The sequence below is a fragment of the Caproiciproducens puteiluti genome (assembly GCF_052442865.1).
Classification (GTDB): Bacteria; Bacillota; Clostridia; order Oscillospirales; family Acutalibacteraceae; genus Caproiciproducens.
This window is the reverse complement of the sequence record NZ_CP194790.1, coordinates 3,531,478-3,555,103: the sequence shown is the minus strand read 5'-3', so window position 1 is coordinate 3,555,103 and position 23,626 is coordinate 3,531,478. Positions and strand designations below refer to the sequence as shown.

25 protein-coding genes are annotated in these 23,626 nt (G+C 55.4%); 16 read left to right on the top strand and 9 right to left on the bottom strand.

Annotation, left to right across the window (positions count from 1 at the left end):
* The first annotated feature begins 21 nt into the window (after positions 1–21).
* From ilvA to ACRQU7_RS17165, 4 genes are all read left to right on the top strand, one after another.
* Positions 22–1,221, top strand: a complete 1,200-nt coding sequence (gene ilvA, locus ACRQU7_RS17180; protein ID WP_444642148.1) for a threonine ammonia-lyase — start codon at positions 22–24, stop codon at positions 1,219–1,221.
* A gap of 15 nt (positions 1,222–1,236) precedes the next feature.
* Positions 1,237–1,611 (top strand): RidA family protein, encoded by a 375-nt coding sequence (locus tag ACRQU7_RS17175; RefSeq protein WP_141826397.1) that lies wholly within the window; start codon positions 1,237–1,239, stop codon positions 1,609–1,611.
* A 428-nt stretch (positions 1,612–2,039) separates the two neighbouring features.
* Positions 2,040–2,255, top strand: a complete 216-nt coding sequence (locus ACRQU7_RS17170; protein ID WP_141826396.1) for a helix-turn-helix transcriptional regulator — start codon at positions 2,040–2,042, stop codon at positions 2,253–2,255.
* On the top strand, positions 2,242–2,682 hold the full coding sequence (locus ACRQU7_RS17165) for a hypothetical protein (RefSeq protein ID WP_444642145.1): 441 nt from the start codon (positions 2,242–2,244) through the stop codon (positions 2,680–2,682). Before ACRQU7_RS17170 ends, ACRQU7_RS17165 begins: the two co-directional genes overlap by 14 nt.
* 47 nt (positions 2,683–2,729) lie before the next feature.
* On the opposite strand, the gene ACRQU7_RS17160 is transcribed toward ACRQU7_RS17165, so the two are convergent.
* The gene (locus ACRQU7_RS17160) at positions 2,730–3,548 is read right to left on the bottom strand and encodes a putative ABC transporter permease (RefSeq protein ID WP_444642143.1); all 819 of its coding nucleotides are present in this window, start codon (positions 3,546–3,548) and stop codon (positions 2,730–2,732) included.
* Between the two features lie 163 nt (positions 3,549–3,711).
* Positions 3,712–5,085 (bottom strand): oligosaccharide flippase family protein, encoded by a 1,374-nt coding sequence (locus ACRQU7_RS17155; RefSeq protein ID WP_444642141.1) that lies wholly within the window; start codon positions 5,083–5,085, stop codon positions 3,712–3,714.
* 160 nt (positions 5,086–5,245) lie between these two features.
* Between ACRQU7_RS17155 and prmA the strand changes: the two genes are divergently transcribed.
* Together prmA and ACRQU7_RS17145 are read left to right on the top strand one after the other, a co-directional pair.
* Positions 5,246–6,172 (top strand): 50S ribosomal protein L11 methyltransferase, encoded by a 927-nt coding sequence (gene prmA / locus ACRQU7_RS17150; RefSeq protein WP_444642139.1) that lies wholly within the window; start codon positions 5,246–5,248, stop codon positions 6,170–6,172.
* The gene (locus ACRQU7_RS17145; protein WP_444642137.1) at positions 6,169–6,387 is read left to right on the top strand and encodes a helix-turn-helix domain-containing protein; all 219 of its coding nucleotides are present in this window, start codon (positions 6,169–6,171) and stop codon (positions 6,385–6,387) included. The genes prmA and ACRQU7_RS17145 overlap by 4 nt, the downstream gene beginning before the upstream one ends.
* Before the next feature lie 229 nt (positions 6,388–6,616).
* On the opposite strand, the gene ACRQU7_RS17140 is transcribed toward ACRQU7_RS17145, so the two are convergent.
* From ACRQU7_RS17140 to aroF, 6 genes are read right to left on the bottom strand one after another with little or no spacing between them, the layout of a single operon-like run.
* Complete coding sequence (locus ACRQU7_RS17140; protein ID WP_444642135.1) at positions 6,617–7,741, bottom strand: bifunctional chorismate mutase/prephenate dehydratase; 1,125 nt, start codon at positions 7,739–7,741, stop codon at positions 6,617–6,619.
* Positions 7,738–8,835 carry a chorismate synthase gene (gene aroC / locus ACRQU7_RS17135; protein WP_444642133.1) on the bottom strand — a complete coding sequence of 366 codons (1,098 nt, stop codon included), beginning with the start codon at positions 8,833–8,835 and terminating at the stop codon, positions 7,738–7,740. Before aroC ends, ACRQU7_RS17140 begins: the two co-directional genes overlap by 4 nt.
* Positions 8,816–10,036, bottom strand: a complete 1,221-nt coding sequence (gene aroA / locus ACRQU7_RS17130; protein WP_444642131.1) for a 3-phosphoshikimate 1-carboxyvinyltransferase — start codon at positions 10,034–10,036, stop codon at positions 8,816–8,818. The genes aroC and aroA overlap by 20 nt, the downstream gene beginning before the upstream one ends.
* Positions 10,036–11,088, bottom strand: a complete 1,053-nt coding sequence (gene aroB / locus ACRQU7_RS17125; protein WP_444642129.1) for a 3-dehydroquinate synthase — start codon at positions 11,086–11,088, stop codon at positions 10,036–10,038. The genes aroA and aroB overlap by 1 nt, the downstream gene beginning before the upstream one ends.
* Positions 11,088–11,924: a prephenate dehydrogenase gene (locus ACRQU7_RS17120; RefSeq protein WP_444642127.1), complete on the bottom strand. Its 837-nt coding sequence runs from the start codon at positions 11,922–11,924 to the stop codon at positions 11,088–11,090. The genes aroB and ACRQU7_RS17120 overlap by 1 nt, the downstream gene beginning before the upstream one ends.
* 27 nt (positions 11,925–11,951) lie before the next feature.
* Positions 11,952–13,007, bottom strand: a complete 1,056-nt coding sequence (gene aroF, locus ACRQU7_RS17115; RefSeq protein WP_038325945.1) for a 3-deoxy-7-phosphoheptulonate synthase — start codon at positions 13,005–13,007, stop codon at positions 11,952–11,954.
* A gap of 406 nt (positions 13,008–13,413) precedes the next feature.
* On the opposite strand from aroF, the gene ACRQU7_RS17110 reads away from it, so the two are divergent.
* Positions 13,414–14,784, top strand: coding sequence for a sensor domain-containing diguanylate cyclase (locus ACRQU7_RS17110; protein ID WP_141826386.1), 1,371 nt, complete (start codon positions 13,414–13,416; stop codon positions 14,782–14,784).
* An 11-nt stretch (positions 14,785–14,795) separates the two neighbouring features.
* Here the strand turns inward: ACRQU7_RS17110 and ACRQU7_RS17105 are convergent, their stop codons facing one another.
* Entirely contained in the window at positions 14,796–16,154 is a 1,359-nt protein-coding gene (locus ACRQU7_RS17105; RefSeq protein ID WP_444642124.1) for a shikimate kinase, read from the bottom strand.
* Between the two features lie 223 nt (positions 16,155–16,377).
* Between ACRQU7_RS17105 and acpP the strand changes: the two genes are divergently transcribed.
* The 9 genes from acpP (at position 16,378) to rpsJ (ending at position 23,623) form a co-directional block, all read left to right on the top strand.
* Complete coding sequence (gene acpP, locus ACRQU7_RS17100) at positions 16,378–16,605, top strand: acyl carrier protein (RefSeq protein WP_038325944.1); 228 nt, start codon at positions 16,378–16,380, stop codon at positions 16,603–16,605.
* Positions 16,606–16,822: 217 nt separating this feature from the next.
* Positions 16,823–17,905, top strand: coding sequence for a sodium ion-translocating decarboxylase subunit beta (locus tag ACRQU7_RS17095; protein ID WP_444645623.1), 1,083 nt, complete (start codon positions 16,823–16,825; stop codon positions 17,903–17,905).
* 1 nt (position 17,906) lies between these two features.
* The gene (locus tag ACRQU7_RS17090; RefSeq protein ID WP_141397635.1) at positions 17,907–18,095 is read left to right on the top strand and encodes an OadG-related small transporter subunit; all 189 of its coding nucleotides are present in this window, start codon (positions 17,907–17,909) and stop codon (positions 18,093–18,095) included.
* 84 nt (positions 18,096–18,179) lie between these two features.
* Positions 18,180–19,616 (top strand): proline--tRNA ligase, encoded by a 1,437-nt coding sequence (proS, locus tag ACRQU7_RS17085; RefSeq protein ID WP_444642122.1) that lies wholly within the window; start codon positions 18,180–18,182, stop codon positions 19,614–19,616.
* A gap of 130 nt (positions 19,617–19,746) precedes the next feature.
* Positions 19,747–20,235 carry an RNA polymerase sigma factor gene (locus tag ACRQU7_RS17080; protein ID WP_038325942.1) on the top strand — a complete coding sequence of 163 codons (489 nt, stop codon included), beginning with the start codon at positions 19,747–19,749 and terminating at the stop codon, positions 20,233–20,235.
* Complete coding sequence (locus ACRQU7_RS17075; protein ID WP_444642119.1) at positions 20,232–21,296, top strand: LCP family protein; 1,065 nt, start codon at positions 20,232–20,234, stop codon at positions 21,294–21,296. The genes ACRQU7_RS17080 and ACRQU7_RS17075 overlap by 4 nt, the downstream gene beginning before the upstream one ends.
* 349 nt (positions 21,297–21,645) lie before the next feature.
* Positions 21,646–22,497, top strand: a complete 852-nt coding sequence (locus ACRQU7_RS17070; protein WP_141826382.1) for a hypothetical protein — start codon at positions 21,646–21,648, stop codon at positions 22,495–22,497.
* A 131-nt stretch (positions 22,498–22,628) separates the two neighbouring features.
* Positions 22,629–22,871: a hypothetical protein gene (locus tag ACRQU7_RS17065; protein ID WP_444642117.1), complete on the top strand. Its 243-nt coding sequence runs from the start codon at positions 22,629–22,631 to the stop codon at positions 22,869–22,871.
* Positions 22,872–23,311: 440 nt separating this feature from the next.
* The gene (gene rpsJ, locus ACRQU7_RS17060) at positions 23,312–23,623 is read left to right on the top strand and encodes a 30S ribosomal protein S10 (RefSeq protein WP_038325938.1); all 312 of its coding nucleotides are present in this window, start codon (positions 23,312–23,314) and stop codon (positions 23,621–23,623) included.
* The last annotated feature ends 3 nt before the right edge of the window (positions 23,624–23,626 follow it).

Genomic DNA, 23,626 nt, shown 5'->3' with positions numbered 1-23,626 from the left:
AATACGTTGGGGGATATCAGCTTGTTGACGTTAGATCAGGTTTACCACGCCGCTTATGTTTTAAAGGGAGTCATCCGCGAGACGGCATTGATTCACGCACCGCTCATCAATCCGGAAAGCCAGATTTACCTGAAGACCGAAAATCTTCAGATAACCGGTTCGTTCAAGGTGCGCGGCGCATACTACAAAATATCTCAGCTGACCGAGGAGGAAAAGGCAAAGGGCGTGATCGCCTGCTCCGCCGGTAACCACGCGCAGGGTGTGGCGCTTGCCGCCGCGAAAAACGGAATCCGGTCGCTGATCTGCATCCCGGACAGCGCGCCGATTTCCAAGGTGGAGGCGACCAAAAGCTACGGGGCCGAGGTCTGTCTGGTCAAGGGAGTCTACGACGACGCGTATCAGAAGGCCTGTGAGCTGCGGGAGGAAAGCGGCGCGACCTTTATCCACCCGTTTGACGACGCGCAGGTGATCGCCGGTCAGGGGACCATCGGGCTGGAAATTCTGGATCAGCTGCCGGATGTGGACGCGGTGATCGTCCCGGTCGGCGGCGGCGGGCTGATTTCCGGCGTTGCCTACGCCGTCAAGTCGCTGAATCCCAACTGCAAGGTGTACGGCGTACAGGCCAGCGGCGCGCCCAGCATGGTGCAGGCGCTCGCCGACAAACAGGTGGAGGCCCTGAAATGCGTTTCTACCTTTGCGGACGGAATCGCGGTAAAATGTCCGGGGGACACGACCTTTGACCTTTGCAGCAAGTATGTCGACGGGGTGGTCACGGTTACGGACGACGAGATCGCCACGGCGATTCTCACGCTGATCGAGCAGCAGAAGCTGATTGCCGAGGGGGCGGGCGCGGTGGCCGTTGCGGCCGCCATGTTTAATAAGGTTGATGTGAAGGGTAAAAAAGTGGTATGCTTATTGTCGGGCGGCAATATCGACGTAACCATCCTGTCCCGCGTCATCAGCCGCGGCCTGCTGAAAGCCGGGCGCTCGGGCGACCTTGTGATCGCCATGGTCGATAAGCCGGGCCAGCTAAAGGACGTTTCCGCGATTATTGCCGATCTGGGCGCCAATGTGGTCAGTGTCCACCACGACCGCGGCGGGGAAAATACCGGCATCAACGACTGCTACCTGCACATCCGCATGGAGACCAGAAACCGTGAGCATCTGGAGCAGATCCGCAGGGCGATTACCGATGCGGGATATCACATCAGAAATATGTAAATGGAGGAAGTTAACATGAGTCAGGTTATTTCAACAAAAGACGCACCGGCCGCAATCGGCCCGTATTCCCAGGCAATTGAGGCGGGTAATACCGTATACCTCAGCGGGCAGATTCCGATCATTCCCGCGACCGGGGAAATCGCAGAGGGCGACATCACCGTGCAGTCCGAACAGGTCATGCATAATATTGCCGCAGTGTTAAAGGCGGCGGGCGCCGATTTTACAAACGCGGTAAAAACCACCTGCTTTTTGGCGGATATGGCTGATTTCGCCGCCTTCAACGCTGTCTATGAAAAATACTTTACAGGCAAACCCGCGCGTTCCTGCGTCGCCGTGAAGCAGCTTCCCAAGAATGTGCTGGTGGAAGTCGAAGTCATTGCGGTGAAGTAAAAATCCTTTGAGACTCCTGCCAATGAGGACGGCGGAAGAATTCTCGGAAGGAACTCCCTCAGTCAGGCTGCGCCTGCCAGCTCCCTCAGAGAGGGAGCCCTAAAGGGCCAACCCTGCCTCCCTCCGTGAGGGAGGTGGCGCGCCCGGCGCGTCGGAGGGAGTCATCTTCAGAGGGCTTTGCCTGTCTGTTCCCCCAAAGAGGGAGCCCCAAAAACGTCGCGTGACGAATCGATCACTTAGGGACCTGCTTTCCGGCAGGCCCCTTTTTGTATCCTGACTTGACAGCTTATGACAGCAAAACGCCGGTGCGCCGGTAATGCGCTGATCCAATCGAGTCATTCATTTTGGATATTATGTAATATATATTTGACATTATGTATAATATATAATATACTGTGTGTATCGGAAGTGCAAAGGAGGAATTTCGGTTGGGCAAAAATCTTCGCCTGAAATCCGCAAGGGCCGCGCTGGATATGTCGCAGAAGGAAGTCGCAGAGGCGGTCGGGGTCACACGGCAGACCTTAAATGCCATCGAAAACGGGGATTATAATCCGTCGGTAAACCTGTGCATTGCCATATGCAGGGTTTTGGGGAAAACATTGGATCAGCTATTTTGGGAGGATGACGATCATGAAAAAAATTGAATTTGACGAATTGCAGCAAAGCAGACGCTACCGGTACGGTTACCAGTCCTTTGTTCTGTTATCGTTCCTAATCCTTATAGATACGTTTATCGGCGGACTGGGCTTTGTGTGGATGGAGCCCCCGATGAACACCTTTATTCTGTTGCTGGCCGGGTGCACGTATTTTATCTGCCGCTGCATCTGGGGCGACGCGCTGGTAGGCCCGAAGGAAACGCCCCGGCGGGTCACCGCCAAAACGGCCGCGGTGATCATTGTGGCCGCCGCCGCTGCGGTGATTGTCGCGGGATACGGGCTTGTAAGGTCCTCCTATCAGTTTTCGGCCGGGACGGGCGGGAGCGGGGGGCCGCTTACTCTGGCCTGTACGGTGATGTGGTCGGTCATCGCGCTGGTCTTTGCAATAAAACATTTTGTAAAAAGAAACTCATAAAGTGAAAGAAAAAGGCCGCCGATATGTCGGTGGCCTTTTTGACTGATTTATCCGCGGCGGATATTCTTCGTCTTTTCCCGGATGATTTCTCTCATTCTCTGCAGGGATTCATTGGAACGCATGGATTTCATGGTTGGGAACGCGCTGATAATGCGGCATTGAAGGCATTTGACATCCGCTTCAATGTTATCCTTCTTTTCGTAAAGCTCACTCAGGGCTTTCTGATAAGCCGCCTTTGTTTCCTCATCGATCAGGCACGCCAGCGCGGACTGCATGGTTTCAATTTTATCCGCTTTAAAGGCGGCGGCCCTTTCTCTGATTTCATCCAGCACCTGCTGCATTTCGTCCAGCTTTCCGTTCAGCTTGAAGGTGGTGTAGACGGACAAAGTGGCGTCACAGACAAAGTAGAGCACGAAAATGCTGGCCACCCAGGGCAGAACCGTTTCGGGAATGGATTCCAGCAAATCCAGGAGCGTCGGGTGGATGAAAAGGATGCCGACCACACACATCACGCCGAACAGCAGCGAATTTTCAAGGCAGATCCTGCCCTGAAAATTATACCGATGGGTGGAGTAGTCCCAGTATTTTGTACGGAATACTTTTTCAAGGGCGAAGCCAGTCCCATATTCCAGCAGGGTCGTTATGATGACCCCAACCAGATAAAGAACGACAAGATTTTCCTTAAAGGGCGTCAGGGCGGACACGACGACCACACCGCCTACGCCGTAAATCGGGCAGAACGGTCCGTTTAGGAATCCGCGGTTGATGAATTTACCGGCGGGGACGGAACAGAAAATACTTTCGGTCAGCCAGCCGAGAAAACTGTATGCGGTAAAAACGAGAAACAAGATCCAGAGATTATCCATTTTTTTCCCTCATTTTGCAGCATATAGCATTTCCAGTTGATTCTGCAACAAGGCTGCGTTCCTCCCCCCGCCGAAAGCGGGGGAGGAACGTATTTTGTCTCGCAAACTGAAATGGAATTGCTATAGATAATAGGTATAAGTTTAACTGTTTACCATCCATTTGTCAAACTGCAAAACAAAGGGCTTTTTGAAGCAAAAGCAGCAAATAATACAATAGGGCGGCCAGAACCGCCGGAGTGAGAATCCAGCTTACCACATCCACCTCTATGGCGGTTACCTTCAGCAGCCGGTTGATGCTCAGGGAAGCGTTGTAAATCTCGCTCATAAAAAGGATGGCGATATAGGCCCGGATGCCGAAGATCGGTACCAGCCCCGCGATCAGGAGGACGCGCATCACCGAGTCGCTGAAATTGTATTTGAGGGAATACAGCTGCTGGTCAAGGCCCTTGAGCATCCCGTCCACCACGCTGTCAAGGTACATCAGCGGAAGAATCGGCGCCATAATACGCAGAATATTTCCCACCTGTGTGCTTTTATAAAACGCCATTCCGATACTGTCCGCAAATACGATGAGGACCGAGGTCATCAGAAAGGAAAAGGTGAGGGTAAAGCGCATTGCCTTTTCAACCGATCTCTGAATCGTCGCCCGTTTTCCACCCGCGTTGGCCTCCGCCATTTCGGGAATCAGCAGCATGGACAGGGCGGCGAGAAAGGCGGAGGGGAAATACAGAATCGGCATTACCATACCCTGCATGGTCCCGTACTGCGCCAGCGCGCCGCTGTCCCCGGCGCCGTATTTTCTCAGCCCGCGGGGGATGAGGATGTTTTCAGTGCTGCTCAGCAGCCCGCGGAAAAAGGAGCCGAACAAGACCGGGGCCGCAATATGAACGACGCTTTGGAAAACGCCGCTGCTTTTCGCTTTGGAAAGGCCGCGCCGGCCGGCGAAGATCAGATATAGCACGACGATATACGCGCAGGAAAAGACTTCTCCTATGGTGGAGCCGAGCATCAGCGCTTCCAGCGGTGCAGCGAGCCGGGTGAACAGGAAAATGGAAGCGCCGATGGTGACAAACTGCTCCAGCCACTCGCCGCACGCGGGAACGATCGTGTTGCGGATGGCAAGGAAATAACCTTTCAGGCAGGCGCATATCGCAATAAAGGGAAGGCTTGGCGCCAGAATCCGCAGCGGCGCTGCGGCGACGGCGTCGCCGATAAAATGTACGGAAATAAAATCCGCACAGGTAAACAGCGCCCCCGCTGCCGCCAGGCTCAAAACAAGCGCGTAGCAGACACAGCGCCGGATACTGTCCCTGGTGCCGCGCCCTTCCGCCACAAGGCGCGTGACGGCAAGGCCCACGCCCGAGGTGCTCAGGGTGATGCCCAGAATAAAGACCGACAGAATCAGCTGATACAGGCCCATGCCGGACGCGCCGATTTTTGAGCAGATGAACACCCGGAACCAGATGTTGCTCAGTCGCAGAAGGACGCTGCTGGCGGTCAGGATGACCGCATTCAGGTAAAAGACGCGCTTTTTCATTCGATTAACACCTTTAATAAATTTCATTAATCAAATGTATTCGCGCGCCCTGCAAAATAAGTCTATAAATTTTCAGAATTCTGGGTTATAATGAAAAGGAAACAGCCGGGAAAGCTTTGCTTCCCCGGCTTACTGCAGAATAAGGCTTCAGGAGGAAAAAATGGACTGGACGGAAGTAACGGCAGAGGTGGACGCAAAGGAGATTGACAGAGCCGGGGACATTGCCCAGATGGTGGTGCCGTACGGAATTTATATTGAGGATTATTCGCACCTGTGCGAAGAGGTGGAGGAAATCGCACACATCGACCTGATCGACGAGGACCTGCTGAAAAAGGACCGCTCAAAGGCAAAGGTGCACGTCTATATCAGCCCGGAGGAAAACCCCGCAGAGGCCATCGCCTTTTTAAGCGAGCGTTACAACGCGGAGGGCATCCGGCATACGATCACCACGGCGAACTGTGTGGAAGAGGACTGGATCAACAACTGGAAAAAATATTTTAAACCGATTCCGGTAGGCGAAAAGCTTTTGATCCGTCCCACCTGGGAAGAGGAATACGATGCCGGAGACCGTAAGGTGCTCCACCTGGAGCCGGGGCTGGCATTCGGCACCGGTACCCACGAAACAACGCGCCTGTGCATGGAGCTGCTGGAAGAAACCGTCACGCCCGGCTGTGAGGTGCTGGACGTCGGCTGCGGAAGCGGCATCCTCTCCGTCGCGGCTCTGCTTCTGGGCGCGCAAAAGGCCGTCGGCGTGGACATCGACGCGCTCGCGGTCAAGACCGCCGAACAGAACGCCGAAATCAATCAGGTGGCCGACCGCTTTACCGGCATCTGCGGCGACCTGACCGACAAGGTCAGCGGAAAATACAACATCGTGGTCGCGAATATCGTCGCGGATGTAATCATTCTGCTGACAAAGGATATCGAGCGGTTTCTGTATCCGGATACGGTTTATCTGATGAGCGGGATTATCGACACCCGCGAGCGGGACGTTCTGGACGAGGTGGAGAAAAAGTTTACAATCGTCAGCCGCAGAACCGAAAAGGGCTGGGTCGCCCTTGCGGCCAAGCGGAGATTGCCGGAATGATTTTGTATACTCCATTTTGGGAAACGCTGAAAAAGCGGGGCGTTACTACTTATGCCCTGATCAAAAGTCATCATATCAGCAGCAGTATGCTGACGCGTCTGCGCCGCAATCAGCCGCTTTCGACCGTTACAATCAATGATTTGTGCCGCATTCTGGATTGCAGGGTTCAGGATATCGCTCTGTATGTTGCGAATCCAGAGGATGAGCGTCTGTGAGAAAGCGGCGGAGGAGAAAATATGCTACTGGAAAACGGGACGGACACCTGCAGCTGTCCTAGAATCAACTGTGAGCGCCATGGAAAATGCGCCGAGTGTCTCGAGCATCATCAAAGCCATAAAAAACATCCGCCGTACTGCAAGCGCGAGCCGCGCGTCAGGCGTACGAGGAACAGAAAAGAGAACCCGCCGGACTGAAAAGCCCGGCGGGTTCCTTCTATCGGCAAGGTTATTCGTTTTCCGTGTAGTTCCCCAAAAAGGAGAAACGGGGAAGTTCGTCGTAAAGCGAACAGATCAGGTTCAGCGTCGCGTCCTCCCGCACATTGCCGGTAAAATCAAGATAAAAATCGTATTCAAAGTTTTTATCCTGAATCGGGCGGCTCTCTATTTTCGTCAGGTTCAGCCCGAGCGCCGCAAAGCGCGCGAGCACACTGTAGAGAGTGCCGGTTTTGTGGAGAAGCGAAAAACACAGGCTGATTTTCCGGGCGCGGTCCGGGATAAACAGGCTGCGGCTGATGACGATAAACCGCGTACAGTTGTTTGAGCTGTTCTGGATATCCCTTTCCAGAATGTGCAGCTTGTATTCGTTTGCCGCGTGCTCGGAGCAGATGGCGGCGATCCCGGCCTCCTGCCGCTGCGCGACCATCTGTGCGGCCGAGGCCGTGTTGGAGCACGGCAGGGGGCGCAGATCGTTTCTGGTGATGTGCTCCGAGCACTGGGACAGCGCCTGCGGGTGGGAGTACACCGTGCCGATGGTGCGGACGTCCACTTTTTTGGCCGCCGCCAGACAGTGGTGAACGTGCAAAGTCGCCGCGTTGACAATACAGAACCGGTATTTCAGAATGAGGTCGTAAACCTCGCTGACCGAACCGGCGGAGGAGTTTTCCACCGGGAGGATTCCCAGGTCCGCCTGCCCGTTGGCGACGGCCGAGAAAATCCCGCCGAAGCCCTGATAAAACTGGGGAGCCGCTTTGGGGTACAGCAGGCTGAGCGCCTCGTGGGAAAAGGAGCCGTTTTCCCCAAGGCAGGCGATCTTTTCCGCCTTTTCCGGCGCGGCGCCGGCTTTGCGGATGGTTTCCCGCAGTTCTCCGCCCCCGCCGAGCAGGTTGTACTGCAGCGCCCGGCTCATATCCATCATGCCGGAATAAAGGAGCCGTGCTTCGCCGCCGTATTCCTCGGCCTGACGAACGATGCGGTCCAGAATTTCCTGCTCGCGCCCGCCGTTGAACACCGGAAGCTTCTGCTCCTGTTTGACGGCGGCGACCTGCTTCGCGCAGTCCATGCGACGGACGAACAGCGGAAGAAGCTCCTTATCGATCCGGTCTATTTCCTGTCTGATTTCTTCAAGGGTCATGCTTTCATTCCTCCGGTATGCAGATTGATCAGGTTCATCAGCGCAACCGCCGCCGCGGCTTCCACCACGGGGACCGCGCGCGGGACAATGCAGGGGTCGTGCCGCCCGTGTACGCTGAGCTTTGTGTTCTCTTTTGCGGTCAGGTCCACGCTGTCCTGTTCCAGCGCAATTGACGGCGTCGGCTTGAACGCCGCGCGGAAAAGAACCGGCATCCCGGTGGAAATCCCGCCCAGGATTCCGCCCGCGTGGTTGGTTTTTGTTTTCACCGTGCCGCCGTCGCAGAAATAGGGGTCGTTGTTTTCGCTGCCGAAAAGCGCCGAAGCGCCGAAGCCCGCGCCGAACTCCACGCCCTTGACCGCCGGAATGCCGAACAGGATGGAGGAAAACACCGGCTCGATTCCCCCGAACAGGGGGCCGCCGACGCCCGCCGAAAGACCGGTCACCGCGCATTCGACCACGCCGCCCACGCTGTTTTGGGCAAGCCGGGCGGCCTCGATGGTATCCCTCATCTTCTGTTTTGCATTTTCATTGATAACGGGAAAATAAACTGAGGATAAGGAAGTCAGTAGATCCTCCGGAATATATACGGGGTCAAACGGGTCGTCCGTCACATCCTTTACCGAGAAAACATGCGCGCCGATCAGAATGCCCCGGCGCTGCAAAATCTGGCGGCACACCGCGCCCGCAAAGACGAGGGGGGCCGTCAGCCGACCGGAAAAATGCCCGCCGCCGCGCACGTCGTTGTATCCGCCGTAACGCAGGTGCGCGGGGAAGTCCGCGTGTCCCGGACGGGGGACAAGCTTCAGGTTGTCGTAGTCCCCGGACCGGGTGTTCGTATTTTCAATCAGCGCGCACAGCGGCGCGCCGGTCGTTGTGTCGTTGAGCATCCCGCTGACGATCTGCGGCAGGTCGCTTTCCTTTCGCGGCGTGCTCGTGGAATCCCTGCCCGGTGCGCGGCGGCTCATCTGCAGCGCTACGGAGTCGAGGTCGATTTTTTCCCCGGCGGGCAGGCCGTCCAGCACCACCCCGATCGCCTTTCCGTGGCTTTCGCCGAAGATGGATATTTTTACCGTTTCACCCCATGTGGAAGACATTCGCTTTTCCTCCCAACCGATTGTAATCTTCAAAAAAGGCCGGATAGCTCTTCTGAACGCTCTGCGCGTCGGTGACTGTGACGCTGCCGTCGGCTTTCAGCGCGGCAACGGAAAGGGCCATCACAATGCGGTGGTCGTTAAAGCCCTCCGCTTTGCCGCCGTGCAGCGTCGGAACGCCGTCGATAATCAGCCCGTCGTCGGTTTCCGTGACCCTTCCGCCCAGCTTGGTCAGCCCGTCGGCCATGGCGAAAAGGCGGTCGCTCTCCTTGATTCTCAGCCGCTGCGCGTTGTAAATCCGCGTGCGTCCGCGGCAGAGCGCGGCGGTCGCCGCCAGAACCGGCACAAGGTCGGGAATCTGGGACGCGTCGATTTCCATGCCCTTCAGCTCGTTTGGCGAGACGGACAAAACGGAACCGTTCCACTCCATCCTTGCACCGAATTCCCTGAAAAGCCGCTCCGCCGCGCGGTCGCCCTGACAGGAATCCCGGTTCAGGCCCTCCAGACGGAGGTTGCCGCCCAAAGCGCCCGCGGCGAGGAAGAATGCCACCTGCGACCAGTCCCGCTCCACCCGGTATTCGCACGGGCGGTATTTCTGGCGTCCCGCAATGTTCCAGCCGTTTTGGGCGGGCTGTGCCGTTACGCCGTATTCGCGCATGATTTCGACCGTCATATCCACGTACCCCGCGCTTTCCAGCGGAGAGGAGAGTATCAGCTCGCTGTCGCCGTCCAGAAGCGGAAGCGCGAGCAGAAGGCCCGTAATGAACTGGGAGCTGACGTTTCCCGGCAGCACGAACCGGCCCGGGGTCATCCGTCCGCTGACGGAAAGCGGAAGCCCGCCCTGTGTCCCGCACGAAACGCCGTGCTGCGGCAGGCAGTCCAGGTATACGCCGATGGGCCGCTCCGGCAGGCGCCCGCTGCCGGTGAATTCCGCGTTCAGCCCCAGCGCCGCTGCGACGGGAATCAGAAAGCGTAGGGTGGACCCGGATTCCCCGCAGTCGATCCGCACGGGGTCCCCGTCGCCGCAGATCGCCCGCATAGCGCGGCAGGTCGCCGTAATGTCGTTGCTGATCGCTTCCCCGTCAAAAAGAGGGGCTCCACCCGCCAGCGCGGAGCAGATCGCCGCGCGGTGCGCCGCGCTTTTGGAGGGGGGCACGAGGATGCTTCCGCTCAGGACGGAGGGGGAGATCGTTACATTTGCCATCACAGCACCCCGGTCAGCTCGGCAAGACTGCCGCGGGAAACGCGGTCCACAAAGCTTTCGCCGATTTCCCTGAGCATAATCAGGCTGATCATGCCGCCGCTGCTCTTTTTATCCAGCGCGGTAGCTTCCAAAATCCGGTTTACGGGCATTTCGTCCTTTACCGGCAGGCTGTATTTTTTCAGGGCGGCGATGATTTCATCGGTCGTTCCGGCCTTTGTAATCCCCGCGTTTTCGCCGCATTTTGCCATCATCACCATGCCGATCCCGACCGCTTCCCCATGGGAAAGCTTCTTGAAGCCGTACAGCTTTTCCAGCGCGTGACCGAAGGTGTGGCCGAAGTTCAGGAGCATGCGCTCGCCGGTGTCGAATTCGTCCCGCTCGACCACCTCGCGCTTAATGTCCACACAGTGGAAAATCAGTTCTTCTATCTTCTGAGAAATCTCTTCTCTGACAATCATATCGAACAGGACCCGGCTTTTGATGCAGCCGTATTTGATCGCCTCCGCCATTCCGTCGGAAAAGTACCGCGGGGGAAGCGTGGAGAGCGTGTCCGGGTCAATCAGCACCAGCTTGGGCTGGTGGAACGCTCCGACCAGGTTTTTTCCCTGCGGCAGGTCCACGCCGGTTTTTCCGCCGACGGAGGAATCGATCTGCGCCAAAAGGGTGGTCGGTATCTGGATGAACGGGATTCCGCGCAGAAAGGTCGCCGCGGCGAACCCCGCCATATCGCCCGTTACCCCGCCGCCGAGGGCGACGATAAAGTCGCTGCGGGTAAGGCCCCGAGCCGCGCACTCGGCATACATGGCTTCAATGGAGGAAAGGCGTTTGCTTTCCTCGCCCGCCGGAAAAGAGAACAGGGAAGCGGAAAAGCCCGCGGCTTCCAGAGAATCCAGCACGCGCTTTCCGTACAGCGGGAGCACGTTGCTGTCGCCGATGACGACCGTTTTGGCGCCGGCCTTGAAAAGCTCCCCGGCGTGTGCGCCGGCCGCGTCCATACAGCCGCGCTCAATGATGATCCGGTAGGCACCGGACGTGTGCACCGTCAGTTCCATTATTCACCAAGCCTTTCCTTGATCAGTCTGCCCCTGCGCAGAAGCACGCGCAGGGCTTCGGCGTCGCCTTTCGCGACCGCCTCTTTGATATCGGTGATATTCGTGATGAGCGTATCCAGTTCCTCGGAAAGCGCCTTCCGGTTGTCGATGAAAAGCTCCGCCCAAAGCTGCTCGTTGATATTCGCGACACGGGAAACATCCCGGTAGCTTCCGGCGGAAAAGCCGTTGTGCTCCGGGCACCGCGGGCTCATGACATAGGCGCAGGCAAGCACGTGGGGAAGCTGGCTGGTAAACGCGATCATCTGGTCGTGGTGCTCCGGCGTGGTGACCACCGTGCCGCCGAAATGAAGCTCCACGGCGACCGCCTTGAGCATGTCAACAGCGGGCTGCGGCGCGCCGCACGGAACGATAAGATAGCTGGCGTCCAGAAAAAGGTCGGCGTCGCTTGCCGCAAAGCCGCTCTGTTCCTTGCCCGCCATGGGGTGCCCCCCCACGAAGGGAAAGCCGTGCTTCTCTGCCAGAAGCGGAAGGTGCCTGCAGATTTCCGACTTGATGCCGCAGGTGTCGGTGACAAGGCACGACGAGGGAATCAGATGGGCGTGCGAAGCGATAAAGTCGATATCGGCCTGCGGGTACAGGCAAAGGTAGAGCAGGTCGGCGCCGCGGATATCCCCGTCGTCCCCGATCTTGTCGATCGCGCCGCAGCCCAGCGCGGCTTTCAGGACTTCGGGGTCCCGGTCGATTCCGGCGACGGTGCATTCGCTGTATTTCTGAAAGGCTTTCGCAAGCGAACCGCCGATCAGGCCCAGGCCGACGATCACGATTTTCTTGTTCATACAGGCTTCCCTCCGTACGCAGTATTTTTAAGCTTTATTATAGCAAAAATCGGCGGGGGAATCCACTTTTCTTCCAAAAGCTTTCGCGGCGACCTTCACATGCGCCGCCACCTTGTCAAACTGGTCGGGCGTCAGGGACTGCGCGCCGTCGGACAGGGCCTTGGCGGGGTTGTTGTGGACCTCGATAATCAGTCCGTCCGCCCCGGCCGCGACCGCGGCGAGCGCCAGCGGCTCCACCAGCCAGGCAATGCCGGAGGCGTGGCTCGGGTCGACCACCACCGGCAGATGGGAAAGCTTTTTCAGAATCGGAATGGCGGAAATGTCGAGGGTGTTGCGCGTGTAAGTCTCGTAGGTCCGGATTCCGCGCTCGCACAGGATCACGTTGTCGTTGCCGCCGGCCATAATGTATTCGGCGCTCATCAGAAGCTCCTCGATCGTGCTCGAAAGCCCGCGCTTGAGCAGGATGGGCCTTCTGATTTTTCCAAGCTCCTTCAGCAGCTCGAAATTCTGCATGTTTCTCGCGCCGACCTGGATGATATCCACATTCTCCTTCAGGAACAGGTCGATCTGGCCGATGCTCATGAGCTCCGTAACGATCGGCAGGCCGGTTTTCTTTTTCGCTTCCCTGAGAAGCTCCAGTCCCTCGGCCCGCAGCCCCTGGAAGGCGTAGGGGGAGGTCCTGGGCTTGAAAGCGCCGCCGCGCAGGAACTGCGCCCCCGCCTTTTTCACCCGTTCGGCCACGCCGCAGATCTGGGCCTCGTTTTCCACCGAGCATGGCCCGGCAATCAGCGCGAGCCCGCCGTCGCCGATGGTCTGGCCGGTCGGCAGGGTAATCACCGTGTTGTCCGGATGAAACTTGCGGTTTGCTTTTTTATACGGCTCCTGTACCCGTTTTACGCTTTCCACGAAATCCTGCGCGGCAATGAAGTCGATGTCGATGGCGGAAGTGTCGCCGATCAGCCCAAGCACGGTGCTCTGCGTCCCCACCCAGGTGTTGACCTTCACGCTGTATTCCCTGGTGAGCGAATCCGTGAATTCTGAAAGCTGCTGCGGGGTACATTCGGGTTTTAATACGATAATCATGCTGTTCCTCCTTTGATGCGGGCCGGTAAAAATGAGTAAAAAAATAACGGAGCTGCTGTCAGCTCCGTCAAAAATATCAGCCCGTTATCAGTCAATAAAATACGGCTATATCCTTTTACACAAAAGCTTACAGTTGACTTTGCTGCACGCACAAAAATCCCACGCCATAAAATAGCGGGGATAACCGAAACCTGTAAATCGTGTTGTGTATGCGGACAAATTCATCATGTAACTCCTTTGCGTTCACCTTATTCCGTATCATAATACAGAATGCCGCCGGTGTCAAGATGAAATTGCGGGGATTTGGGCGTAAAGAAAAAAGGACGTGAAAATCCATCCGAAATTTCTTGATTGTTCTATACTGATTTGCTATAATTAGTAAGTATATCAACCTGAGAATCAGCAAGTGTCTTTACAGAAAGAAGTGACGCCGATGCCCCAAACGGCAATGAGTACGCTCGGTATAGAAAACATAGCCAATTACCTCGGCGGCGGTGTTTTCTGCTGTAAGAACGATGGTGTCCTGACGATTATCTACGCAAGCGCTTCCTTTTACAGGATGTTTGGGTACAGCGAAGGGGAAATCACCGCGCTGAACGGGCCGGCGCCGAACCGGCTGCTGAGCAGCGACCAGCGGATCAACTGGGGTAGACTTGCCGAAAGCTTAAAAAAACGCGGCCTTGCCGAGCTGGAACTGAAACTGGTTCGGAAAGACGGGGACTATATCTGGACCATCTGCTGTTTGCGTCTTATGACGGCGGGGGATGGTTCTGAGTATTTTTGCGGCGTATTGGAGGATATTACCAAGAGAAGGCATTCCATCAAGCGGGAAAGGGAACAGCTTGAAATTATCAAAAAAGCCAGGCGGGAGCTTGCCGCCAGCGAGGAACGCTACCGTATCATCATGGAACAGGCGGCCGACCCGATCTGCGATTATAATTTCAAGACGCAGGAGCTTTACTGTTCGCCCCCGTTCAAAGAGAAATTCGGCATTGAGGTGAATGCGGACGGCCTTCTGGACCAGCTCTACCATTCGGATATTATTTTCGACGACGACAAGTCGCGCATCCTCAACGATATCTACGATTTTTTAAACGGGAGCAATCCCAGAAGCCCCGAGTACCGGTTCAAGGATGTCAACGGCAATTACCGGTGGTACCGGGTGCGCAGCACGGTGATCCGGGACGAGCAGAAGGAACCGCTCCGGATGATCGCCTTTATTTCCGATATCGACAGGCAGAAACGGGAAACGATCAGCTTAAAGGAGAAGGCGGAGCACGACCAGCTGACCGGCCTTTACAACCGGATGACCACCAACGCGCTGATCGACAAGGCGATTGGCCAAAGCTCCCCGGGGAGCCGCCACGCCCTGTTTACCATCGATATCGATAATTTTAAGAATGTAAACGACAATCTGGGCCACCTGGTAGGGGACGAAGTGATTGTCGATATTGCTTCCAAAATCAAGAAAAAATTCCGCGAGGACGATATTATCGGCAGGATCGGCGGGGACGAGTTTGTGGTGTTCCTGATGGATATTTCCCGCAGGGATGTCAGGCGGAAAGCCGATGTGCTGCAGACCATCTTCCGCAACGCCCATCCTCAGGACGACGCGGAGCTCAGGGTTTCCGGCAGCATAGGGGTCGCGTTTTACCCGGACGACGGAAAAAACTACAACGAGCTGTTTGCGAAGGCCGACGCGGCCATGTACGCCGCGAAAAACAGCGGGAAGGACGCTTACCGCACCTACGCCGACATGACGCTTCAGGATAAATAACAGGGTCCCGCTTATTCGTTTGGAATGAGCGGGATTTTTACTGTCTCCCGGATTTTTTCCGCAACCGTTTCCACCCCGCCGTCCGCGTCCACCGTGAAATCCGCCGCGGCGCGGTACCTGTCCGTCCGCTCGCTGTAAAGGCGGCTCATGGTTTCCTCCCGGCCGGGCCCGCTGAGCAGCGGGCGGGTGGAGTCGCCGGAAAGGCGATGCCGGATGGCCTCGACAGAAGCGTCCAGCAGTACGATCACGCCGTTTCCTTTCAGGGCGGCCGTGTTTTCGGGGTCCATCAGCGCCCCGCCGCCCGTGGCGATGATCAGGCCGCTTTTCAGGGACAGTTCTTTTGCCGCCGCGCGTTCCATCGCGCGGAAGGCGGCTTCTCCCCGCAAGGAGAAAATTTCCGCGACCGTCACGCCCTCCTTCTGCTCGATATAGCGGTCCATATCCACAAAGGTGCGGCCCGTGATCCGGGCAAGGCGGTTTCCCACGCAGGTTTTTCCGCTGCCCATATAGCCGCATAAAACGATATTGCCGAATTTCCTTTTCATTTCCGCCACCGCGTCGGCGCAGAGCGCCTGAATATCGCCTGCGTCAAAGCTCGCCCCGTACCAGATTTCGTGTGCGGCGGCCGCCTGCCAGACCAGCATGCTCATCCCGCCGACGGCCCGCACGCCGTTTTTGCGCGCGGTTCTGATCAGAAGCGTTTCGTCCGGGTTGTATACCGCGTCGAAAACACAGGCGGCTTTCCGGATGGTTTCCTCCGGGACCGGGCATTCCCCGGTGCGGGGGAACATGCCGACCGGCGTGGCGTTGGCCAGTAAATCGATTTTTCCGCCGATGTCCTCCATAAGGCAGAAACCCGCCTGTGCGCCCGCCGTTTTTGCGCGGATATCCGCACAGAGCTTTTCCGCCGCCGCCAGCCCGTGCGGGCGCACGGCCACGGTCACGCTGCCGCCGGCAAGGACCGCTTCAAACGCCAGCACTCTGCCCGCGCCGCCCGCGCCGAGCACGACCGTGCGGCCGCCCAGGAACGCGCCGCCGGCTTTCAGTGCCTTGCAGAAGCCCGTGCCGTCCGTGGTGAAGCCGGTCAGACGGCCGTCCGTATTTTTTACGGTGTTGACCGAATGAAAAAATTCCGATTTTTCATTCAGCCCATCCAGCAGCGGAATAATCGACTGCTTATGGGGAATGGTGATGTTGAAGCCGCTCAGGGTACGCAGCAGCTCCATCCGGCCGGGCAGCTCCTCCGGCGCGATGTCCAGGACTCCATAGCGGCCGGCTTTCCCGCTCAGGGCGAAAAGTCTTTCATGAATAAACGGGGACATGGTGTGCGCAATTGGATGTCCAATCACGGCGAAATGATTCTCGGCCATTTTCTTTCCTCTTGCTTTCTAAAAAAAAGGTTAAAAAAATATTGACAAAGTCATGGTTTGCTAATAATATGTGGTTATACAATCAGTGTCCGGAGCGATTTATGTGGTTTTTTCTGTGGCAATTGTAACACACGAGAGATATTTTTGTCCACAATAAACAATAACGTTTTCCGCGTGCCGATGTTTCAAAATTTGTAATCAAGATTTTTAAGGAGGATACGACATGGTTTTTGAGAAGGTAAAGGCGATTCTCAGCGAACAGTTTGACGTTGAGGAGGACTCTATCACTCCCGAAACAAGCATTGCTGACGATCTGGGCGCCGATTCCTTGGATGTAGTCGACCTGTTGATGTCCATCGAGGACGAGTTTGAAATCGAAGTTCCCGATGAAGAGATTGACAACATCAAAACCGTTGGGGAACTGGTCAAGTACATTGAAGATAATGTCTGAGTGACACATCTTCCTGAAACCGCTGTGCGCAGGCATGGCGGTTTTTTAATTTTCTTCTGTTTTTCTGCGATTTTATTGTGCTTTTACTTGAAATAGCACCGCGTATCAGATATAATAATTTTAAGTTTCGCATTTTTTAACAGAAGGAGAGTTAAAGTCGTTGAGTGAATTCAGCTTTTTAACGAACGGCATTCAGTACATGGCCCAGAACCCCAAGATGCTGGTCATGTGGGCGATCGGCGCGCTGCTGATCTGGCTTGCCATTGAAAAGGATTTCGAACCGGCACTGCTCTTACCGATGGGATTCGGAGCAATCCTTGTCAACCTGCCGCTCCCCGGCGTAGTGGGGGACTCCGGCATTGTGAAGTGGCTGTTTGAAAAGGGAATCGTCGCTTCCGAAGCATTCCCTCTTTTATTGTTCGTGGGAATCGGCGCGATGATTGATTTCGGCCCGCTGCTTTCCAACCCGCGCATGCTGCTGTTCGGCGGCGCGGCCCAGTTCGGCATCTTCCTTACCGTCGTGCTGGCGGTTCTGCTCGGGTTCCCGCTGAAGGACGCAATGGCCGCCGGAGTGATCGGCGCGGCGGACGGCCCAACCTCCATTCTGGTTTCACAGATACTCCACAGCAATTACATCGGCGCGATTGCGGTGGCGGCTTACTCCTATATGGCGCTGGTGCCGATTATCCAGCCCGCGGCGATCCGCCTTGTGACGACGAAGCATGAGCGGATGATCCATATGCCCTATAATCCGAAGGCGGTTTCCAAAACCACGAAAATCCTGTTCCCGATCATCGTTACGCTGATTGCGGGACTGGTCGCGCCGGATTCCGTTGCGCTGGTCGGCTTTTTGATGTTCGGCAACCTCATCCGGGAATGCGGCAAGCTGGAAGCGCTTTCCCAGACCGCGCAGGGACCGCTTGCAAACCTGATTACCATCTTTTTGGGAATCACCATCGCCTATCAGATGCGGGCGGAGCAGTTCCTTACCCTTGGTACTCTGATCATTATGGCGCTGGGCCTTTTCGCCTTTGTGTTCGACACCATCGGCGGCGTGGTCTTTGCGAAAATCGTGAACCTGTTCCTGCCGAAGGATAAAAAGATCAACCCGATGGTCGGCGGCGCGGGAATTTCCGCGTTCCCGATGTCCGCGAGGGTCATCCAGAAGATGGCTCTGAAAGAGGACAACCAGAACCACATCCTGATGCATGCGGTCGGCGCGAATGTGGCCGGCCAGATCGGATCGGTTGTTGCGGGAGGCATTATCCTGAATCTTGCAAGAATTTGGGGGATGATATAACATGATGCAGTTAAACGCAATGGCGGTTTTGTTTAAAAGTCTTATGGGCGACGTAAGCGGCGCCGATATCGGAAAATCGTTTGAACTGATGGGGAAGGGCATGCTCGGCATTTTTATCGTCATGATTTTGATTTATGCCGTGATTGTCATACTCAATAAAACCAGCGGTACGAATAAAGATACAAAGTAAGACGATCGATAAACCCCTTGGCGTTGCAAAGAGCCGGGGGGTTTGCTTTATCCCGTATAATCTAACAGAATTGAGGAGATTTCAATGGCGGAACAGAAGAAGATGGTAGACGCGATCACTCCCATGGAGGAGGATTTCGCCAGATGGTATACCGATATTGTCAAAAAAGCGGAGCTGATGGATTACACCAGCGTGCGCGGATGCATGGTCATTCAGCCGTACGGCTGGGCCATCTGGGAAAATATTCAGCATATTCTCGACACAAGGTTCAAGGAGCTCGGCCATGAAAATGTTTCCATGCCGATGTTTATTCCCGAAAGCCTGCTGAATAAGGAAAAGGAGCATGTAGAGGGCTTTGCTCCCGAGGTCGCCTGGGTCACGATGGGCGGCAGTGAAAAGCTGCAGGAGAGAATGTGTGTGCGCCCGACCTCCGAAACTCTGTTCTGCGACCATTACGCCAAGGTGATCCATTCCTGGCGCGACCTGCCGAAGCTCTACAATCAGTGGTGCTCCGTTGTGCGCTGGGAAAAAACCACGCGCCCGTTCCTGCGTTCCGTGGAATTCCACTGGCAGGAGGGCCACACCATGCACGAAACCGCACAGGAGGCCGAGGCGGAGACGGAGCAGATGCTCCGGGTTTACGCCGACTTCTGTGAAAACGATCTTGCCATTCCGGTGATCAAGGGCCGCAAGACCGACAAGGAAAAATTCGCCGGCGCCGTGGCCACCTATACCATAGAGGCGATGATGCACGACGGCAAGGCGCTTCAGTCCGGCACCAGCCATTACTTCGGGGACGGCTTTGCAAAAGCGTTCAACGTGACCTTCCAGGGCAGGGACAATTCCATCTGCCATCCGTTCCAGACCTCCTGGGGGATGAGCACCCGCATCATCGGCGGCATCATCATGACGCACGGCGACAACAACGGCCTTGTGCTCCCGCCCGCCGTCGCGCCCATCCAGGTGATTATTCTGCCCGTCGCCCAGCATAAGCCCGGCGTGCTGGAAAAGGCGCACGAGCTGCGCGAGCGGCTCAAAAAGAGCTTCCGCGTGCGTGTGGACGATTCGGACAATACCCCTGGCTGGAAATTCGCTCAGTATGAAATGAAGGGCGTTCCGCTCCGTCTGGAGATCGGACCCAAAGATATTGAAAAGAATCGGTGCGTGCTGGTCCGCCGCAGCGACCGCGAGAAGATTTTTGTGCCGCTGGACAATCTGGAGGCCGCCATTGCGGAACAGATGGAGGAAGTGCGCAAAGGAATTTACGAAAACGCGCTTGCCCGCCGCGAAAGCATGACGTATACCGCCCGGACTCTGGAGGAGCTTACAAACATTGCCGACAATCAGCCGGGCTTTATCAAAGCCATGTGGTGCGGCGACCCGGCCTGCGAAGAAAAGCTCAAGGAAGCCGCGGGCGTTTCTTCCCGCTGTATGCCGTTCGAGCAGGAGCATCTGTCCGACACCTGCGTCTGCTGCGGCAGGCCCGCGAAATCGATGGTCTACTGGGGCAAGGCATACTGATAACAGAATAATAATGCCGGCAGCCGCGGAATCGTTCCGCGGCTGTTTTTGATATGCTCCGTGATGATTGTTTTTATGCTGTAACCTTTTGGGTACTATAAACGTGTTATTCGTGAAAGGAGATGAATCCATGGGGAAACAGGGAACGCGCCCGGACGACCTGTCTGAGAAATATGATTTATACGGGAATATGCTGTTCAAGCTCTGCATGGTCATTCTCTGCAACCGGGAAGACGCAGAGGACGTCGTACAGGACACCTTTGCGAAGTACTTGCAGAAGCGCCCCGAATTTCACAGCGAGGAGCATGAAAAAGCTTGGCTGATCCGGGTGGCCACAAACGGCAGCCGGGACAAAAGAAGGGGCTTCTTTTTCAGGAAGACCGTATCGCTGGAGGAAATCGGCGAGTACGCCGAAACCACGGAGCAGACCGAGGTGCTGGAACAGCTGATGGAGCTGCCGCCGAATTACAAAACGGTTTTGTATCTTCATTATATTGAGGGTTATAAGATCAGGGAAATGTCCGACATTCTGGGGATGAAGGAAAACGCCGTCAAGGTGGCGCTTTACCGGGGCCGTGAGAAACTGAAGCTGCAGATGAGAGAGGAGCTGATATCATGAAAACAGAGGATTTTATCGATGCCGTCAACCGGATTCATGCAAGGGAAGAGTTAAAGGATAAAGTGATGAGCGGAAAACCGTCGCAGAACAGACGCCGGTCCGGATTTCCGGCGCTTGCCGCCTGCGCAGCCTGTCTGGCCGTTTTGATACTGGGGTTTACGTTTGTGCCGAAGCTGTTAAAGCCCATCGGTACCGTCCGGAACGGGGAATCGTCGGTCAACGCCGCCTCCCCCTCCTCTTACGCGCAGCCGGGTTTGGTGAACGGCCTTTATCATCAGGATGAAGTGCGAAACCTCTTGGTGCTGGGCGTGGATGACGCGGGCGGGGACGGCGCCGGGCGCAGCGACTGCATCATGCTTCTTTCCATCGACCGCCGGAAAGGCAGCGAGCGGTGGATTCTGACGCCTTTCCCGCGCGATCTGTACGTGGAGATCCCGGGGAACGGGAAAAATAAACTGAATGCCGCTTATCAGCTTGGCGGCGCCGAACTGAGCGTAAAGACGATCGAGCAGAATTTCAAGATCGATGTGGATGATTACGCGGTGATCGACTACAGCGGCTTTGTCAAGGCCGTTGATTCTCTGGGCGGGATTCCCGTAAACGTGACCGCACAGGAGGCCGACCTTGTCAACCGGTATTCCGGCGAGCCCGCCGCGCGGGATATCAGCGCGGGGGAGCGAACCCTTTCCGGCAGGCAGGCGCTGTACTATTCCCGTATCCGCCAGATCGGCGGAGAGGAGTCGAGGCTGCAGCGGATTCAGGCGGCGGCGGCAGGGATCATCAGCAGGCTGGAATCGGTGGATGCGCACTCTCTGGCCTCGCTTACGGAAAAACTGCTGCCCTTTGTCAAAACCGGCATGAATCCGGAAACCGCGCTGAAGCTGGGGACGGATGCTTATGCATGCCGGAGCTTTCCGGTCGGCTATTTCCGGCCCTCGGAGGAACTGTACACAGCGCAGCAGGTTACAATACAGCAATCGAATACGGAGGTGCTGGTTCCGGATCTCGAGAAATATCAGAACAGTCTTATCCAGTATATTTACTGGAACAAGGGCTCCTGAAACCCGTCGGATTCCTGCATATCCACTGCGAAGCGGAAGACATTTGCCTTCCGCTTCCTTATTTTCATATATTTATTTCATTTAACTGAATGAATTTGTTTCAAGTGGAAAATACTGTATAATATATTCTCCAAAAGGTAACAAACAAGCGGATTATTGTCATTTTCATAACGGGTTTGTCATTTGATTTTTTGGGCCGGATATGGTAGCATTAGGAAACGTTGGCAGATGTTTTAGAAAATTTCGTATGTATCCGGGCTTTGCCGGATACGTTGCGGCATACGGAGACATGCATCGGTTTGCCGATATTTAAGAAGAAACAGAAATACTTAAAAGGAGTGAATCATCCATGAAAAAATTATGGGCGCTTATCTGCGCACTTGCCATGGTACTTGCCATGTCGGCCTGTAAAGGACAGGCTGCTCCGACCCAGAACGATGTGTCCGGCGTTTCCAGCCAGACCGTTTCGGATGCGGGACAAAGCGGCGTGACTTCCACGGCTCCGTCGTCCTCTTCCGCTGCAGCGGCTTCCAGCAAGCCGACTGTACCGAGCCAGGCACCGAGGGTGGAAAATAACAAGGCGGTTTCCGGATTAAACAACGGGACCTATACGGTCAAGGATGAAAAATACAGCTACAAGAACGGCAACATGTCCTATTCCGCGTCCTATCCGGTTCTTTCCGGAAAAATCAGCAATGCGGATAAGGTAAACACGGCAATCAAAACCTCCGCGCTGAAGACGATCAATTCTTTGGGGACGGGCGCCAAAACCGAAAAGACCACGGTCAAGGTAAACGGCGACGTCACCTATGAGGGGACCAATTTTCTCAGCCTTGGCTTTAACGAATACGTGAAGCTCTCCTCCAAGGGAGAGAACGTTCATACGCTCCGGGCGATGAACATTAACCTGAAAACCGGCACCGCGCTGGAAATGAAAGACCTGATTACGAAAAACGACGCGCTTTACAAGCTGCTGGAAACCGCTGCGAAGCAGCAGCTGAGCTCCGATATCGCCCCGTCCGTGACGGCCAGTGTAATCAAGTCCGCTCTGGATTCCGGCGCGATTTATTTCACGAAATACGACGTCGGCTTTGCTTTCCAGATTACAAAACCGGAAAAACGCCTGGTCAAGCTCAGCCTGACCTATGCACAGGTGAAGCCCTACGCTACCAGCAACGAGATCTGGAAGAACTTTATCTAAGTCTCGTTTGAAAAGGAAGGAACTTGTCCGTTTCGCCTAAATTGAATCTTGGCCCCTCTGTTTGCTTTTTTCGGAAAATGCATCTATAATGGTTGACATGATACGGAAAATGGAAACGGAGGGGCATTCTGATGAAACGGGTTCTTGCGGTGCTGATCGGCATCTGTGCGGTGGTATTGCTTTACACTGGGATCAATCTGCTTGCAGGCGGAGAGGACGGCGTGTCGGCCGGTGTCATCGGCGGCGCGGACGGCCCGACTTCCATTTTGGTTTTCCACTCCTTTAACGCCGGGCTTTTGATTTTACTGGCTGGAGCTGTAATCCTTGCGGCTACTGCTTTTTATCTGCTCCGCAGGCGCGGAAAGCAGAAATAGGAAGCGCTTTTGATAGAAAATTCCTCTCTTGCTAATTGCTGAAAAATTTTTTGGCAACATCACCAAATATCACGTATAAATTTCTTGCAATAAAGAGAAAATAAGTATTGCATAACAGACCCTTTTATGGTATTATAATCAAGCACGACTGCGACAGATATGCGATGAAGCGGGAGGTTGCGGCTGAAACAGGCCGGTTTTTCCGTGGAGTATGTCCGATTTTAAACCGGGCGACAGATACTTTGAGCGTGCGATAAGAGGATTCGTATGCGGATTTCCGCGTCTATGCTCTTATTATGCTCAGACGTTTTTTATGCCTATACCCGGATTTAACTTGTAAAAGTGAATCCGGTTTTTCAATGTGTTAAGAGGGAACACCCGGCACAGTGTTAGGATTTAAAAAACGCCGCCCGCCAACTACAATAAGGAGGCGATTCACAGTGGCAGTCAAGGAGAAAATCAGGATAAGAATTAAGGGTTACGATCATCAGTTGGTTGATCAGTCGGCTGAAAAGATTGTACAGACAGCGAAGCGCACGGGCGCAAGGGTTTCCGGACCCGTTCCGCTCCCGACGGAAAAGCAGATCATCACGATCCTGCGCGCTGTTCACAAGTACAAGGACAGCCGTGAACAATTCGAGATGAGAACACACAAGAGACTTATCGACATTCTCAGACCATCCAACAAAACCGTAGAGGCTTTGATGGGTCTAGAGCTCCCCGCCGGTGTTGAAATAGAGATTAAACTCTAGTTT